This is a genomic window from Ahrensia marina (assembly GCF_001293565.1).
Taxonomy (GTDB): Bacteria; Pseudomonadota; Alphaproteobacteria; order Rhizobiales; family Rhizobiaceae; genus Ahrensia; species Ahrensia marina.
The window spans coordinates 12,602-27,150 of sequence record NZ_JXMU01000028.1; the positions used below are offsets into that span (position 1 = coordinate 12,602).

Consider the following 14,549-nt stretch of genomic DNA (forward strand, 5'->3'; position numbering starts at 1 on the left):
ACAGTCACGGACATGCTTTTGCTTTTGTCAGCGAATTTATTTTCACAGCCTGTCAAAATTTATAGTCTAGCGCGCGGTCCTTGGCAATCTTGCGCTGCGCTGGCGATTGATACAGCTAAATATCGTTATATGAGTATGGTTTGCTGACACTCAACAAGCCTAATGCGCCAAATTGTACTTAGGGGAAGTATTTAAAGCGTGCCTACTATCAGCACTTACAAATGGCGAACCCGGAAGGATTCGAACCTTCGACCTGATGATTAGAAGTCACCTGCTCTATCCAACTGAGCTACGGGTCCGCACTAGGCATGCATTAGCCATAAGAACAGTGTTCGACAAGTCCGCAAACGAACAAATTGTCGTAAAACCGGCGTTAGTGCGTCCAAGGAACCTTACGGTCGAATTTGAAATTATCCGAATAGGAAGCGTTACGGCGTTTTTGCTGTTTCGGTTCTTCCAGACGGAATGCCAAACCTTGCTTCTGCGCATAGGCAATAGCATCTTCTTTACTGTCAAAGCGCAATTTAACCTGCGTCTGTGTATCGCCTGATGACGTATAACCCATCAAAGGGTCAATACTTCTAGCAGAAGAACGGTCAAACTCTACAAGCCAGACGCTTGCTTTTCCCTTGCCGGACTGCATTGCGGTTTTTGCGGGGCTGTAGATGCGTGCGGTCATTAATCTTAATCCTGGTTGAACAGAGTAAGCCGTTTGGGAAATGGTCGGAGCGGCAGGATTCGAACCTGCGACCCTCTGGTCCCAAACCAGATGCGCTACCAGGCTGCGCTACGCTCCGACTTCGTGTTTCCACGCTGGCAGTCCACTACACGGCTGATTTGAAATGAGCAATACATAGAATGCACAGATTCCAAATAAATTTGATTTTTTTGCTATTTTCTTATTGAGCGATGCCAATTGCACCATGTTGCAGCGTCTGGCCAATGTCGATGCCAAGCTTTTTTGAAAGGCCCGCATGAATTTCGAAAGCATATTGAGCCGGTTTGCGCGACGGAATGGGATCTGTTGAAAACGGCGTTGTCTGTCGGGCAATGTGGACAATCGTGCCGCGGGCATCGGCATAGATTATATCCAATGGTGTCGGAGTATTCTGCATCCAGAAGAATCGCTGCTTCTCACCATCAAAGATGAAAAGCATACCGCGATCTTCCGACAAATCGGTGCGGTGCATTAAACCGGCGGACCGCTCAGCATCTGTGCGGGCAATTTCAATCTCGAATTGGGCAATTGTTGCTGTCTGCTCGACAATTGTCAGTTTCTGAGGGTCGACATCCAGCCGCATCGGTTCTTGTGCATTGCTGCAAGCCACAGCGAAAAAGAAAACAAACAGGCCGATAAAGATTTTCATAGCTGTTGATGCCTTATGGCAAATGCCAGTTCGACTGACATTCAATGCGCGGCAGGTGGCTGCAGCCCGATATCAGGATATATCTCAGCGGCCATAAGGCCCTTGTCGCCATTGCCGAAGCGCACGATCACCACCTGCCCCGGCCGTAATTCTGTCAGCCCGAAGCGGCGTAATGTTTCCATATGAATAAAGATATCTTCGGTGCCCTCGCCGCGTGACAGGAAACCAAACCCTTTGGTACGGTTGAACCATTTGACGATAACCCGTTCTAAGCCGCTGGTGGGAACGACATGCTCGTGGGTTTTTACCTCAGTGCTGGCAGGATTAACCGCCGTCGAGGTATCCATAGACAAAACATGAAATGCCTGAAGCCCGCGTTGGCCTTTATTGGCTTCGCAAACGATGCGCGCACCTTCCAGAGCTGTTTGAAAACCGTCGCGACGCAGGCACGTCACATGAAGCATTACATCGCCATATTCAGCAATATCAGGAGTAATAAAACCGTAGCCTTTGCCGATATCGAACCATTTAATCGTACCTGTAATCTCTACAGATACGACTTTTTCGCCGTTGTGGTCGACGAACTCCATGCCTTCCGGTCGCTGCGACTTATCACTCATTACAAACACCCCTCGGAAACAGGCAAATCCAGATGGGCAACGCCTGATTCGAGAAGAACATAACATTTGTCCGCAGCAATACGGAATAAACAAAACGTAAAGTTTTAATAAAAATGCCCAACTTTTTTATTTGCCTGATTGAAACTGCGCCCTAGTATCCGGTTCATATGTATTTGCGGCGAAGATTCGTCTGCATCGGTTAATTTATATTAGGAGCATTCAATGCGCTATCTTCACACCATGGTTCGCGTCAAAAATCTTGAGGAATCACTGGAGTTTTACTGCAACCAACTTGGTCTGGAGGAAGTGAACCGCATCGATAATGAAAAAGGCCGCTTTTCGCTGATTTTTCTTACAGCGCCGGAAGACAAGGAAAGCTATTTGAAAGGCAAAGCGCCAGCGGTCGAACTGACTTACAATTGGGATCCTGAAGATTATCAGGGTGGCCGTAACTTCGGCCATTTGGCTTATGTTGTTGATGATATTTACGCATTGTGTGAAAAACTGCAGAACGCAGGCGTGACGATTAACCGTCCGCCGCGTGACGGTCACATGGCTTTTGTGCGCTCGCCCGACGGTATTTCGATTGAACTTTTGCAAAAAGGCGATCATCTTGAACCCAAGGAACCTTGGGCCTCAATGGAGAACACCGGCAGCTGGTAAAGTAGCCGGCTTATTGCAAAAGTTCATTTTTTTGCCTTATTTAGACAATAGGCGCACATATTATAATTATTACTATTGACGGTAAGGACTTTGTTTACCGACTAAGTCCATGTAAAAGTTTTAATTTATTGATGGGAATCGGGGGATTACAGGGTTGAGACGCATAGCCAAGCGACATCTATATCTGACGGCTAGCGTTGCAACAGTGTGTGGCTCGATACTTCTGAGCGGATGCGTAAGCTCCACAATCAACACACCTGAAGGCTTTGCGGCGACAACACAGGTCCCGCAACCATCCGATATTCTCGCGCTTAACAATGAAGATGTTCTGAGCGATGCCGAAGCGCAGGAAGAAGCAGATGCGGAAGGTGAGCTGGAAGAAGACGCTGAATCCGACGTTGCTTTAGCCGCATTAGCACCATCCGATACACCGACCGTTGAATCAGCCGAAGCTGTAACAGGATCTATTGCAAATCAATCGGCAATTGCAGCCGACGCACCGCAAGCTGTCATTGCCGAAGCTACAGGTGATATTGATGATGTCGCAACACAGCGCATTGCTGCGGCAGCTTCTGCACCGGTCGCAAACTCCACGTCCGGCGTAGCAACAGCAAATGCCGCGCCATCAGCGCCGGTAAGTGCAGAGGCAACAACAAGTATCGCTGCTGCCAATACGCCATCTGCCGCTCCTGCCCCTTCAGCTATTCCGGTGCCGTCGGCATCCATCGCAGCGGCATCACTTGTGCCATCACCGCAAATCAAAAAGGCTCCGGCGAAAAACCGTCCGGGCTTTTTAAGCGCTTTGTTCGGTAATGCGCCCAAACGACCAGCCCTGCCGGTTGGCGGCGAAAGAAAGATATCTGCCAAGCCTGCCCCTGCGCCGCAACGTGTTATTGCAACGGCATCAGGTTCCAGCAGCGGCTCGGCATTGCCGGGTGTTAACCGCGAGCGGGCGTTGGGAATCAATTCCGGATCCTCATCGGATAACAGGCCAATTCAACTGGCCTCAGCTGCCGGTCTCGCACGTCTGGCTCCAAATGGTATTCAGACGCAGACCGGTAATGTTGATGTGAAATGCTTGAAGCCCGCCCTTGTGCGTGTGCTGAAACAAGTCGAGAGAAGATACGGCAAGCCAGCTGTTGTAACATCGGGTTATCGCAGCCCGTCACGCAATAAACGTGCAAGTGGCGCGAAGAACTCATTGCACATGTATTGTGCGGCGGCCGACATTCAGGTCGAAGGCGTCGACAAGTGGACACTGGCTAAATATTTGCGCTCCATGCCGGGTCGTGGCGGCGTTGGCACTTATTGCCATACCAAGTCAGTCCATATTGATATCGGCCCGAATCGCGACTGGAACTGGCGCTGCCGCCGCAAAAAATAATTTTTAGACGCTGACTCGCCTGCGCGATTCCATATCAGCATTCTTCAAACCCGCTATCGACAAGCGAACCGAATGTGATTTGGAACATTTGTATCCGGTAAATATTGCTGACTGTTTATTCACAAACAAATTAGGTCCGTCAAACGCCGCATTTTGGCGTGTTTTCTGCTTATTTTCGGCCTGTTTGGAAAAGGACTAAAAAAAACATCATTCAGATGAAGAAACAGGGTTGCGGCCTCAAAATTTCTTGCATATATACCGCGCATCTTGGACGCGCCCTTCGTCTATCGGTTAGGACGCCAGATTTTCATTCTGGAAAGAGGGGTTCGATTCCCCTAGGGCGTACCAAGATATTTCCCCTAAATGATTACACTATTGTGACAGCATCCAGTTAATCGCTGCGCGCCAGTCAACCATCCGGATTGGCGTTCCATGTGTGCCTGATTCAAAGCGCACCATGCGTACCGGTAGGCCTTTGCTTTTTGTGCGCGCATAAAATGCTTCGACCTGCGCGATATCAAAAACAGTGTCGCGGCTGCCATGGGCGATATAAAGCGGAACTCTTTGTTGGGCTGCCTGCGACGCGAAAAAAGAATCATTCCAGAACGAGCCAAGCAATGTGATACCGGCCAAACGCTGAGCGATATTTTTCCTATTCGCCAGATGGTAGCAAACCGCCCCGCCCGCCGAACCGCATGCCAGTATGATTTTCGCGCCCGGAGAGTTTAAAGCGGCCGCACCGATAAGTGCTTCAATTTTCGCCAGATCATTTTTAGAAAAATCACCGGCATCCGGCGAAAGATAAAGGCCGTTATTTTTGAGCATCAACATTTTGATGCGGTTGAAGTTTCCGCCAAAACTATAATCATTAACACCCTGCTTTGCGTTGCCGCCTTTGCCGTGGATATAAATGGTGATGAACTTTGCATTGCCGGTTTTTCCAGCGAACTGATATTTCAATATGCCTTGCGATGTTTCAAGCTGCGCTGATTTCGTTGCGCGGCGGCCCGCAAGATCAACATATTGGCGTTTTACCCGCCTTTCAGGCACGGCATCACGGCCGTTGATATCACGCTGCTCGCGGTAATCGACTTTAAGATAGTTACCGCCGTCCCGTTTCTCCAATGTCTGCGGATAGGCAAATAGACGGTCTTTGAATGGTCTTAGCGTTTCCTGTGCGCTGGCGCTGGTGGTAAAAATAACAAAGAACCCAATGACAGCACAAACTCCAGATAATTTCATTATGTCACCAGTCCTTTAATTCTGTTCGCGGCATTTATTTGATCATCATAGGCATTTGGCCTTGGCTGAAAAGATCATTCTGCGCATGGACTTTTGGCCAAAATTGCACCATGTGAACATTATGGCTCATGTAAAACCCATATTACCGGAAAAAGATTGCGCGCATTGCGGGCGTGTCATGGTTTGGCGCAAAGCCTGGGCCAAAAACTGGGAAGATGTGAAATATTGCTCGCAGCGCTGCCGCCGTGAGGCAAAGTCCAACAAGTCGGCGGATCAATCGCGCAAATAGGCTTGGTAGAGTTCCGGCGTATCGATATCAATAAGAACGCCCGCGCCGCATTCAACATCTACAATATCAAACTGGCCAGTCTCAAAAATTGTGCGCGCGCCCTCGTCGCCGCTGAGTTTTGCTTTAAATTCTCTGGCATAACGCAATGGTAAAATGACGGGATTACCGGCTTCTGATTTATGTGTGGGCCGGACGATCGCCTTGGGTGTTTTCTGGCTTTGCTCAATAAGCGCGTTAATATCGCTTGTAACAACTGCCGGCATATCGCCGAGAATAATCATGACATGGGATGCGCCAGTGGCTGTCGCGTGATCAATAGCGGCATTGACGCTTTGCGCCATATTATCAGATCTGATAGCGGCGAAGCTGACCTTGAACTGTTCATGATGCGTTTTCCCCTCATCAAAAAGTACCGTCACCTCATCAAGTGTGGATGAAGCCGCAACATCAATGATTGTATTTAATATGCTTTGCCCGTCACGCGCTTTAAGCTGCAGCTTGTCACGTCCCATACGGCGGGATTTTCCGGCAGCCAGTATAATACCGGCAATTTTAAATTGCGGCGCGCTCAAGACTTGTCTCGCGGGCTGGGGCGGCTTGGAATTTCCGTTAAAAGCCCGCCGACTGACATTTCAACAATATCTTTACTGGTAACAGGCAGTCTTGCGCAAAGCCTTTCCAGCACCCAGTCAAAGCCATTGAGCTTGATACTGCGCGCGCATCCCGGTGCGCCGATGATTGTTGTCTTATCGATATGGCCAAGCAAAATAAGGTTACCCGGATCGACCGGCATACCCAAATAATCAATTTCACCACCGGCACGAACAATCGCCTGCGGCACGACATCGACAATGTCGCAAATCGCCGATGCACCAAAAATGATAATGATATCCTGCGCGCTTGCCGCGCCAGAAAGATGATAAGCCAGTGTTTCGACTTTGTGCGGCCGACGGTCAGACGCATCAAGTTCAAGACCAAACGCCGACAACCGCTCTGCAGTCACCTTCTGCGTTTTATCAAGCACCTTGGCGGCAGTTTCCTCAAGCTGAGTCTGAACAAGCGCAATTTTTAAATCGTGGTCATATGCGTGGACATTGAAAATATCGACTCTCAAGGCATTTATAGCTTTCCCGCAAACTGCTTTTGGCAGACCGAAAGGAATGATTTTTACCGTTGCAACCATCTGGCCTTTCTCAACACGCTCGTAAGGCTTTAGCGCAGCGCATGTGATGCGCGGATCAACGCTGTTAAAGGCAATAAAGTTTTCACGTTCATACGTCAAAATGCCATCACAGGCCGCATAAAGGTTCACCCTGCCCGTTGCCGCTTTACCAATGCGAATTTTGGTGCCGCCAAACGCTTCGGACAAAAGACGCGCCGCCTCATCTTCCCAGATGTCACCGGTCTCCAAAATGGCAGCCGTGACAGTCTCAAACCCGCTTTGTTGAAGCGTGGTTAAATCCGCTTCAGATAAAACTTTTCCTTTGGGGAATTTGACATCATTTTTCAAAACAGTACGGTGCGCGAGCTTTGCGCCGACCAGATCTGTGTTGTCGATTTGAAACGTGCCAAAGCGCATATGCCTTAGGCTCCATCATGACGGCGCAGCGCTTCGATAATCTGCGCCATTATAGCAACAGCTATTTCACCGGGGCTCGCTGCGCCAATATCAAGGCCGATAGGCGAAGCAATACGCTCAATGGCGGGAGCGCTTACACCTGCAGCAATCAGCCGTTCAACGCGCTTCTCATGCGTTTTACGGCTTCCTAAAGCACCAACATAAAGGCAGTTGGCTATAAGCGCTTCGATCAGTGCTGTATCGTCAATCTTTGGATCATGGGTCACAGCAACCATGGCCGTATAGGCATCCAGCGGGTGATTCTTTAGATAATCCTCCGGCCATTCTGCATGAAGGTCAACATCGGGAAAACGTTCCGCCGTTGCAAATGCTGTTCGTGGATCGATAATCTCAATTGAATAACCCACGGCGCGGGCAATCTGCACAAGCGCTTGCGATATGTGCACGGCACCGATAACGACGATACGCAACGCCGGCACATGCGCATTGATGAAAAAGTATCGCCCTTCCGTTTCAAATATTGATGATTTTCCTGAACGCAATGCGACTTGAACAGCAACGCCGAGCGGTCCTTGTACCGCGCTGCTGTCAGCTTTTTTGACCAGCCTGTCGCGGCCATCAGCAAGATCTATGACAACGGCACAGGCTTGCCGCGCAGCACGTTCCACATTGAGTTGTTTGAGAAGATTCGGATCCATCTAGCCAACGCGCTCCAGATAGATTTCGATACGCCCACCGCAGCTTAGGCCCACACGCCAGGCCGTCTCATCAGCGACACCGAACTCCAATGTTTTGGGTTGGCCGCTTTTCATCACTTCCGATGCTTCTTCGATGACAGCACCTTCCACGCATCCGCCGGAAACTGATCCTTCAAATGTCCCGTCCTCACAGATTGCAAGGTGGCTGCCGACCGGACGCGGCGCTGAACCCCATGTTTTGATCACGGTGGCAATGACGACCTCCTTGCCCTCAAGCATCCATTTTTCTGCATAAATGAGCGGATCGAGCATATCCATTACGAAACTCCACTTACCGGTTGTAAGTTTGCGCCACCATAAGGCACTACGGGTGATTGCTTATGTCGCTTTTTAGGTGCTGTTGGCACTTTAGTGCTTGATAATGCTTCGCAAAGTCCCTGCAAGCTATCGATATTATGAACGGGCCGAAATTCATCAACATGATCAAGCATTGTTTTGACACCGCGCGCACGTGGCTCAAATCCGTCAAAACGCAAGAGCGGATTGAGCCATATCACGCGCCGTGCTGTTTTCTGCAAACGCTGCATTTCAACATCTAAAACCGAAACATCATCACGCTCCAGACCATCTGTAATGATGATGAGGGTTGCCCCCTGTCCGAGGACGCGCCGCGACCAACACCGGTTAAACGCATGCAGAGCTTCGCCGATGCGTGTACCGCCGGACCAGTCATCAACAGCTAGCACGCATTGGCTGATGGCATGGTCTATATCGCGGTGACGTATCTGGCGCGTAATATTGGTTAATCTTGTACCGAACAAAAACGAATGAACATCGCCGCGCTGTTCTGACAACGCATGGACGAAATGCAAGAACACACGTGAATACTGGCTCATTGAGCCGGATATGTCCGCCAGCACAACAATTGGTGGCTTGATCGTTTTTCGGGTGCGGAACTGCGGCAAAATGAGGTCTGCACCGCCGCGCACTGATTTACGCATTGTTGCGCGCGGATCATATTGCTGCCCGTTTGACGCGGGGCGATAACGCCGTGTCTTGATAAGATCATCCGGCATTTTCATTTCGGCAATCGCGCGCTTGGCGGCTCTCAGCTCTTGCGCACTCATTTGCGCAAAATCTTTATGGCGCAGAATTTCCTTGCCTGATGCCGACATGCGCGCATCTACCTCGATTTCAGGCGTTTCGTCTTCGGGTTTGTTTTTGCGGTGCCCTTCAAACAGTGCGTCGCTCACACGGGTTTCGCCGATGCGCTGTTTTTCACGGCGCGAATTTGCCGGTGCCTGCGGCGAGAACATCGCAAGAAGTTTTTCAATCAATTCGCGTGACCGCCAATAAAGCCGGAACGCTTCTTCAAACACCGCACTGTCTTCATGCCGTTTGACAAGGTTGGCGTGCAGGGTCCAGTAAAAATCCTCGCGGCTGCCAATGCCCGATGCCAGAACCGCCTCAATTGCATCATTTACCGATGCGGGACCGACCTGCATTCCGGCTTTGCGCAACGCGCGGGCAAAAAAGATAATATTATCGGCAAGACGTCCGTCTGAATCGGCGCTATGCATTACGGCATTTCCATTTCATTGCGTACTTCGCCAAGCAGCCTTTCTGCCTCACCATCGCCGATCTTGGCTATGTCGTCCTGATATTTCAGCAATACGCCCAATGTGTCGGATATGGTTTCAGGATCGAGTGCCAGCTTGTCCAGTTCGGTTAGCGCGCTTGCCCAGTCGAGCGTTTCGGCCACACCCGGCACTTTGAACAAATCAAGGCCGCGCAGCTTTTGGACATAGTGCACGAGTTCGGCTGAAAGCCGAGCATTCGCGTTTGGCACTTTAAGCGATACGATTTGCAATTCGCGTTGTGCGTCGGGATAATCTACCCAATGATAAAGGCATCGCCGTTTGAGCGCATCGTGAATTTCGCGTGTCCGGTTTGTGGTGATGATAACAATTGGTTTGGCATCTTCTGCCGCTCTAACTGTTCCCAGTTCAGGGATCGTGACCTGAAAATCAGACAGGACTTCAAGCAAAAAAGCTTCAAAGGCCGCATCGGTACGATCCAGCTCATCAATCAGAAAGATCGGCGCTTTACCGCTTTCGCCTTTTATAGCCTGCAAGACGGGACGTTCAATCAGATATTTTGAGTTATAGATGCCCTCTTCCAGTCCGGCGCGGTCCTTTTCACCGGCGGCTTCGGCAAGGCGTAATGCGATCATCTGGGCCGGATAATTCCATTCATAAACCGCCGTTGAAATGTCCAGGCCTTCATAGCATTGCAAACGGATCAATGGTCGTTCAAGCGCCATTGCCAGCACTTTGGCAATTTCGGTTTTGCCAACACCGGCCTCACCTTCCAAAAACAAGGGACGCTGCATTTTTAGGGCCAGATAAAGAACTGTTGCGAGCGGTCTGTCTGCCAGATATCCGGCATCGCCGAGCAGTTGCATCGTTTCGTCAATCGAGTTTGGCAATGATGTTGCCATGTCTACTCCTCTGCACATGGATTAGCTATCAAACGCGATTGAACAAAATTGTGCAACCAGCCAGACATTGAAATAGTGCAGCGATTGCGCTTGCAAAGCGGCACTTTATGCCTTGCTCTGATCGTATTCCCGTTGCATCAAAGCAATATGAGATTGCAGCTAAATAAAATTGCTTTGACCTTGGCATTGGTTTTGTATGCCTTGCCTGTAAAAGCACAGGAAAAGCAGCTTATCGCACCGGTAAGCGGCACCAGCACCTTTATCGGCAAACAAATGGCCAAGGGCGCTGACACAATTGCCAAAGATGATGGTTGTGAAGCTGATATGGCGGCAACAGCAACAAATACTGCTTTGCAAAATGGCGCGCGCTTTATTTACGGCCTTCCTTGCGTTGAATCACTGGATGCCGCTGCCGACATCGTTGCAAAGAGCGAAAAAGATGCCGTCATACTAACTCTTGGCGTTGAAGTTGACGACATTACTGACCGCGAAAAACGCGCTGAATGGCCTGTTTTCCGTCTCGGCCCCAATATATCGAATGAAGCTGCCACTATTGGCGAATATCTGAAGGCAAGCTGGCGCGACAAACCCTTTGCAATCATTGATGACGGTACGCTCTACGGTCGGCAATTGGCGCAGGATGTGCGCGCATTGTTTGAAGAAGATAATTTAACGCCGGTCTTTACCGATGTTTACAGACCATTGCTTGAACGACAGGCAGGTCTCGTGCGGCGTATTGCAAAGTCAGGTGCAACGCATGTGTTTGTCGGCGGCGATGCGTATGATGTATCCATTATGGGCCAAGATGCCGCTGCCATAGGCCTTGATGTTACCTTCGCAGGCGGCAACGCATTTCTCGCCCCTCCCGCTGATGGTACTTTGCCGGAAGGTGCTGTTTTTGCCGGACTTTCCGATATTTTGAGCAATACGGACGGCCGTTATTTTTCAAAACTGGCAAAGGCGGCAAAACAGATCGGTGTTCAAGCGCTTGATTATGCCAAGGAAAATGAAACGACCATGACGCGCGCGATGACTGCGCAGCCATTTGAAACAGATTTGGGCCTCATTCGCTTTGATCTCGACGGCGAAAACGACCGCCAATGGTTCAGCATATTTAAGATCAGTGACGGCAAGCCAATACCATTTGAGGGAAACAACGGATGATTGTCCGCGGGCCGCGTAACCTTATCACTGATATTGACGGTTTGAGCGTTGGTAACGCACAGGATTTATCGCTGAAATCCGGTGTCACCGCCCTCCTCTGTGATGAACCTTATACGGCCAGCGTTCAGGTTCTTGGCGGCGCACCGGGCTCGCGCGAGACTGATCTTCTGGCACCGCAAAATACGGTTGGCGGCGTTGACGCGCTTGTTCTATCGGGTGGTTCCGCTTTTGGTTTGGATGCCGCATCCGGTGTCACCAACGCTTTGAGACGTCAGGGCCGCGGCTTTGCAGTTGGTCCGGTTCGCGTACCGATTGTACCGTCAGCCATTCTCTTTGACCTGATCAATGGCGGCAATAAGGATTGGGCAGAGCAATCGCCCTATATGGCGCTTGGTTCGAATGCGGTAGAAAATGCTGGTAAGGATTTTGCCCTGGGTTCGGTTGGCGCGGGTACCGGCGCTCTGACCGCAAATATCAAAGGCGGGCTTGGTTCGGCGTCCTCGGTCATTGAAACGCAAGGTGTCACCATCGGCGCTCTGGTTGCGGCCAATCCGCTTGGCAGCACAACGATCGGCGACGCACATCATTTTTGGTCGGCCCCATTTGAACTTGATGGTGAGTTCGGCGGCTATGGTCATCCTTCACCATTGCCGAAAGATGCCAAGGATTTACGTATCAAGTTCCGCGATCGCGGTCCGGCAAAAACCGGCACCAATACGACTATTGGCATTATCGCGACTGACGCCAACCTGACGAAAGCTGAATGCCAGCGCCTTGCGATTGCGGCTCATGACGGGTTTGCCCGCGCAATATGGCCGTCACACACGCCGCTTGACGGTGATCTGATCTTCGGGGTTTCAACCGGCAAGGTGGCGCTTAATGGCTCGCTGGATGCAATGATTGATATTTGCGCTGTTGCGGCCAGCACCATGGCGCGGGCTGTGGCGCGCGGGATTTATGAAGCAACGCCGCAAGACGGGGATATTATGCCTGTTTGGTCATCCATGCGTTGACTTGGATGCGCTCAGGGGCCAATCAGGGCGCACCAATTTCATGCTTACGGAAATAAGATCATGACATCGCACCGCCCCATCAAAATCGCTCCCTCAATCCTTGCCTCTGATTATTCAAAACTCGGTCAGGAAATACGTGACGTTACCGAAGCCGGTGCAGACTGGATCCATCTGGATGTTATGGACGGTCACTTTGTGCCTAATATTTCCTACGGACCTGATGTGATAGCAAAACTGCGCCCGCATACCGATGCGGTGTTTGATTGCCATCTTATGATCTCGCCGGTTGATATGTATCTGGAAAGCTTTGCCAAAGCAGGCTGTGACATCATCACAGTCCATGCGGAAGCCGGACCGCATTTGCACCGTTCACTGCAAGCAGTTCGTAACCTTGGCAAAAAAGCCGGTATAGCGCTCAATCCTGCGACGCCTATGAATATTGTCGAGCAAGTGATTGATATGGTTGATCTTGTTCTTGTTATGAGCGTCAACCCTGGTTTTGGCGGGCAGAAATTTATTCACTCCGTTACAGATAAAATGGCGGATATTCATGCGCTCATTGGCGAGCGTCCGATTGATCTGGAAGTGGATGGTGGTGTGACCACTGAAACAGCGGTTGATTGTGCGAAAGCCGGTGCCAACGCGCTGGTGGCCGGATCAGCGGTTTTCAAAGGCGGGACAATTGATGCCTATCGTGATAACATCAATGCCATACGCAAAGCAGCAGAAACCAACCGCCCCTAACCTTCGAGGTTTGCTATGAAGATGAAGCGTTCTCTTATCCCGGCTGCATTTGTTGTGCTTTCTAGCAATGCTGCCATTGCCGGTGATTTTTCCACACTCAATGTACTTGGATTTTCTGAAGACGGTTCAATCTTTGCCTTTGAAGAGTATGGCGTTCAGGACGGCTCCGGCTTTCCATATGCCAACCGCTTTTATATCGATACGGCGACCGACAGCTTTGTCAGCGGATCGCCTATCCGTAAGCGCATTGATGATGAAACAGTCAGTGTCGATGACGTGCGTGATATGGCAGCACAATCAGGTAGTGCCATTATCGCCGATAATGATCTTGTCGACGGATATACGGCTGGTTTGAACAGCGTGACTGAACTATCGGCAGATCCTTACCGCATGGCGGTCAACCCGCGTCCGGTGATGCCACCCATTGATTCTGTCATTGAGTTTCGTTTGGAAGAGCAGCAATTTCTGCCATCTGAAACATGTGCCGGTGTTACGGACAGTTCTGCCGGCTTCACATTGACACAGATTGCCACTCAAACCGGCCAAACGGTTAAAGTGCTGCATAAGGATGAGAGCGTACCGGCGTCACGCGCTTGCCCGACCGGATACCGCATCGGCGGTGTATATACCTATTATCCGCCAAGCGCTGATTATCCGCCAACCACTGAACCTGTTTACGTGGTAACAATTGCTGTGAAATCCTTCGGTTTTGAAGGGCCGGATTATCGCTGGATGGCTGTTACAACTCGCGCTGAAGCCGGCAATTAACTGCGGAAAGCCCGATGATCGCAATACGGAAAAGACTAGCGCAGGCATTACCGCCAGCATATGCCTCGCTTTTACCTTGGCTTTTCTGGACATTGGTTTGCGGCACTGCCAGCCTGCTTGCTCTTGTCTATTCGCGCGGTTGGGTGCTCAGTGAGCAGACCATCACCGTTGCGTCTTTTTATGCACTTGGCGCAACGCTTGCCTTTTGGCCGTCGCTTTATCTAGCGCGGCTATTCTCTACCAAGTCCGGCAAGTTGCGGCTTTTTTTGCTTATCTTCTTTTTGGCAAGCGGCACAATTTTCTTTACCGCAATCCTGTTTGCGTTGCAGTTTCGCCTTTATTTTGCGCAATGGCATCACCCCGCCTTTTCTAAAGTATGGTTTTGGCAGCAGTTTTTTACAGCCGGAAGTTCGGTTTATACCTATTTCGTTATCGGCTTGAGGCTATACCTGCCGGTAGGCATTATCGGCCTTGCGATAACAAGCTGGTGGTTAAACCGTCAGCCGGATTGAGCATTG

The 14,549-nt window shown here is 50.4% G+C and carries 18 protein-coding genes and 3 tRNA genes; 9 read left to right on the plus strand and 12 right to left on the minus strand.

Going from position 1 to position 14,549, the window contains the following annotated elements; translation table 11 throughout:
• Nucleotides 1-222: 222 nt before the first annotated feature.
• The 5 genes from SU32_RS15160 to SU32_RS15180 form a co-directional block, all read right to left on the minus strand.
• A tRNA-Arg gene (locus SU32_RS15160) sits at nucleotides 223-299 on the minus strand.
• A gap of 74 nt (nucleotides 300-373) precedes the next feature.
• The gene (locus SU32_RS15165) at nucleotides 374-679 is read right to left on the minus strand and encodes an ETC complex I subunit (RefSeq protein WP_054000227.1); all 306 of its coding nucleotides are present in this window, start codon (nucleotides 677-679) and stop codon (nucleotides 374-376) included.
• A 41-nt stretch (nucleotides 680-720) separates the two neighbouring features.
• Nucleotides 721-797 (minus strand) — tRNA-Pro (locus SU32_RS15170).
• Nucleotides 798-899: 102 nt separating this feature from the next.
• A complete protein-coding gene (locus tag SU32_RS15175) occupies nucleotides 900-1,367 on the minus strand; it encodes a DUF192 domain-containing protein (protein WP_054000228.1) in 468 nt (155 codons plus the stop codon).
• 41 nt (nucleotides 1,368-1,408) lie between these two features.
• The gene (locus SU32_RS15180; RefSeq protein ID WP_211097791.1) at nucleotides 1,409-1,987 is read right to left on the minus strand and encodes a cold-shock protein; all 579 of its coding nucleotides are present in this window, start codon (nucleotides 1,985-1,987) and stop codon (nucleotides 1,409-1,411) included.
• A gap of 222 nt (nucleotides 1,988-2,209) precedes the next feature.
• On the opposite strand from SU32_RS15180, the gene SU32_RS15185 reads away from it, so the two are divergent.
• The 3 genes from SU32_RS15185 to SU32_RS15195 all read left to right on the plus strand — a co-directional run bounded on the left by SU32_RS15185 (nucleotide 2,210) and on the right by SU32_RS15195 (nucleotide 4,382).
• Nucleotides 2,210-2,650, plus strand: a complete 441-nt coding sequence (locus tag SU32_RS15185) for a VOC family protein (RefSeq protein WP_054000230.1) — start codon at nucleotides 2,210-2,212, stop codon at nucleotides 2,648-2,650.
• Between the two features lie 154 nt (nucleotides 2,651-2,804).
• Nucleotides 2,805-4,034 carry a YcbK family protein gene (locus tag SU32_RS17445; RefSeq protein ID WP_245625555.1) on the plus strand — a complete coding sequence of 410 codons (1,230 nt, stop codon included), beginning with the start codon at nucleotides 2,805-2,807 and terminating at the stop codon, nucleotides 4,032-4,034.
• Between the two features lie 273 nt (nucleotides 4,035-4,307).
• Nucleotides 4,308-4,382 (plus strand) — tRNA-Glu (locus tag SU32_RS15195).
• 24 nt (nucleotides 4,383-4,406) lie between these two features.
• On the opposite strand, the gene SU32_RS15200 is transcribed toward SU32_RS15195, so the two are convergent.
• Nucleotides 4,407-5,276 carry an alpha/beta hydrolase gene (locus SU32_RS15200; RefSeq protein ID WP_054000232.1) on the minus strand — a complete coding sequence of 290 codons (870 nt, stop codon included), beginning with the start codon at nucleotides 5,274-5,276 and terminating at the stop codon, nucleotides 4,407-4,409.
• A 61-nt stretch (nucleotides 5,277-5,337) separates the two neighbouring features.
• On the opposite strand from SU32_RS15200, the gene SU32_RS15205 reads away from it, so the two are divergent.
• Entirely contained in the window at nucleotides 5,338-5,565 is a 228-nt protein-coding gene (locus SU32_RS15205) for a DUF2256 domain-containing protein (protein ID WP_054000233.1), read from the plus strand.
• On the opposite strand, the gene SU32_RS15210 is transcribed toward SU32_RS15205, so the two are convergent.
• The 6 genes from SU32_RS15210 to SU32_RS15235 are packed head-to-tail and all read right to left on the minus strand — an operon-like array spanning nucleotide 5,550 to nucleotide 10,342.
• Nucleotides 5,550-6,137 (minus strand): nucleotidyltransferase family protein, encoded by a 588-nt coding sequence (locus SU32_RS15210; protein WP_054000234.1) that lies wholly within the window; start codon nucleotides 6,135-6,137, stop codon nucleotides 5,550-5,552. The genes SU32_RS15205 and SU32_RS15210 overlap by 16 nt on opposite strands.
• Nucleotides 6,134-7,144 (minus strand): molybdopterin-binding protein, encoded by a 1,011-nt coding sequence (locus SU32_RS15215; RefSeq protein ID WP_054000235.1) that lies wholly within the window; start codon nucleotides 7,142-7,144, stop codon nucleotides 6,134-6,136. The genes SU32_RS15210 and SU32_RS15215 overlap by 4 nt, the downstream gene beginning before the upstream one ends.
• Before the next feature lie 5 nt (nucleotides 7,145-7,149).
• Nucleotides 7,150-7,842 (minus strand): XdhC family protein, encoded by a 693-nt coding sequence (locus SU32_RS15220; RefSeq protein ID WP_054000236.1) that lies wholly within the window; start codon nucleotides 7,840-7,842, stop codon nucleotides 7,150-7,152.
• Nucleotides 7,843-8,160: an XdhC family protein gene (locus SU32_RS17450; RefSeq protein WP_054000237.1), complete on the minus strand. Its 318-nt coding sequence runs from the start codon at nucleotides 8,158-8,160 to the stop codon at nucleotides 7,843-7,845.
• The gene (locus SU32_RS15230) at nucleotides 8,160-9,422 is read right to left on the minus strand and encodes a vWA domain-containing protein (protein WP_082376822.1); all 1,263 of its coding nucleotides are present in this window, start codon (nucleotides 9,420-9,422) and stop codon (nucleotides 8,160-8,162) included. Before SU32_RS15230 ends, SU32_RS17450 begins: the two co-directional genes overlap by 1 nt.
• Nucleotides 9,422-10,342, minus strand: a complete 921-nt coding sequence (locus SU32_RS15235; protein ID WP_054000238.1) for an AAA family ATPase — start codon at nucleotides 10,340-10,342, stop codon at nucleotides 9,422-9,424. The genes SU32_RS15230 and SU32_RS15235 overlap by 1 nt, the downstream gene beginning before the upstream one ends.
• A 147-nt stretch (nucleotides 10,343-10,489) precedes the next feature.
• Here SU32_RS15235 and SU32_RS15240 point away from each other — a divergent pair, with 147 nt between their 5' ends.
• From SU32_RS15240 to SU32_RS15260, 5 genes are read left to right on the plus strand one after another with little or no spacing between them, the layout of a single operon-like run.
• Nucleotides 10,490-11,506, plus strand: a complete 1,017-nt coding sequence (locus SU32_RS15240) for an ABC transporter substrate-binding protein (protein ID WP_144421167.1) — start codon at nucleotides 10,490-10,492, stop codon at nucleotides 11,504-11,506.
• On the plus strand, nucleotides 11,503-12,519 hold the full coding sequence (locus SU32_RS15245) for a P1 family peptidase (protein WP_054000240.1): 1,017 nt from the start codon (nucleotides 11,503-11,505) through the stop codon (nucleotides 12,517-12,519). Before SU32_RS15240 ends, SU32_RS15245 begins: the two co-directional genes overlap by 4 nt.
• 60 nt (nucleotides 12,520-12,579) lie before the next feature.
• A complete protein-coding gene (gene rpe, locus SU32_RS15250) occupies nucleotides 12,580-13,263 on the plus strand; it encodes a ribulose-phosphate 3-epimerase (RefSeq protein ID WP_054000241.1) in 684 nt (227 codons plus the stop codon).
• Nucleotides 13,264-13,278: 15 nt separating this feature from the next.
• Complete coding sequence (locus SU32_RS15255; protein ID WP_054000242.1) at nucleotides 13,279-14,031, plus strand: DUF2259 domain-containing protein; 753 nt, start codon at nucleotides 13,279-13,281, stop codon at nucleotides 14,029-14,031.
• Between the two features lie 14 nt (nucleotides 14,032-14,045).
• A complete protein-coding gene (locus tag SU32_RS15260; protein ID WP_054000243.1) occupies nucleotides 14,046-14,543 on the plus strand; it encodes a hypothetical protein in 498 nt (165 codons plus the stop codon).
• Nucleotides 14,544-14,549: the final 6 nt, after the last annotated feature.

What these genes read in the sequence shown, in the direction of transcription:
- SU32_RS15165 (WP_054000227.1), bottom strand. Translation starts at nt 679, where the DNA reads ATGACCGCACGCATCTACAGCCCCGCAAAAACCGCAATGCAGTCCGGC.
- SU32_RS15175 (WP_054000228.1), bottom strand. Translation starts at nt 1,367, where the DNA reads ATGAAAATCTTTATCGGCCTGTTTGTTTTCTTTTTCGCTGTGGCTTGC.
- SU32_RS15180 (WP_211097791.1), bottom strand. Translation starts at nt 1,987, where the DNA reads ATGAGTGATAAGTCGCAGCGACCGGAAGGCATGGAGTTCGTCGACCAC.
- SU32_RS15185 (WP_054000230.1), top strand. Translation starts at nt 2,210, where the DNA reads ATGCGCTATCTTCACACCATGGTTCGCGTCAAAAATCTTGAGGAATCA.
- SU32_RS15200 (WP_054000232.1), bottom strand. Translation starts at nt 5,276, where the DNA reads ATGAAATTATCTGGAGTTTGTGCTGTCATTGGGTTCTTTGTTATTTTT.
- SU32_RS15215 (WP_054000235.1), bottom strand. Translation starts at nt 7,144, where the DNA reads ATGCGCTTTGGCACGTTTCAAATCGACAACACAGATCTGGTCGGCGCA.
- SU32_RS15220 (WP_054000236.1), bottom strand. Translation starts at nt 7,842, where the DNA reads ATGGATCCGAATCTTCTCAAACAACTCAATGTGGAACGTGCTGCGCGG.
- SU32_RS17450 (WP_054000237.1), bottom strand. Translation starts at nt 8,160, where the DNA reads ATGGATATGCTCGATCCGCTCATTTATGCAGAAAAATGGATGCTTGAG.
- SU32_RS15230 (WP_082376822.1), bottom strand. Translation starts at nt 9,422, where the DNA reads ATGCATAGCGCCGATTCAGACGGACGTCTTGCCGATAATATTATCTTT.
- SU32_RS15235 (WP_054000238.1), bottom strand. Translation starts at nt 10,342, where the DNA reads ATGGCAACATCATTGCCAAACTCGATTGACGAAACGATGCAACTGCTC.
- SU32_RS15240 (WP_144421167.1), top strand. Translation starts at nt 10,490, where the DNA reads ATGAGATTGCAGCTAAATAAAATTGCTTTGACCTTGGCATTGGTTTTG.
- SU32_RS15245 (WP_054000240.1), top strand. Translation starts at nt 11,503, where the DNA reads ATGATTGTCCGCGGGCCGCGTAACCTTATCACTGATATTGACGGTTTG.
- rpe (WP_054000241.1), top strand. Translation starts at nt 12,580, where the DNA reads ATGACATCGCACCGCCCCATCAAAATCGCTCCCTCAATCCTTGCCTCT.
- SU32_RS15255 (WP_054000242.1), top strand. Translation starts at nt 13,279, where the DNA reads ATGAAGATGAAGCGTTCTCTTATCCCGGCTGCATTTGTTGTGCTTTCT.
- SU32_RS15260 (WP_054000243.1), top strand. Translation starts at nt 14,046, where the DNA reads ATGATCGCAATACGGAAAAGACTAGCGCAGGCATTACCGCCAGCATAT.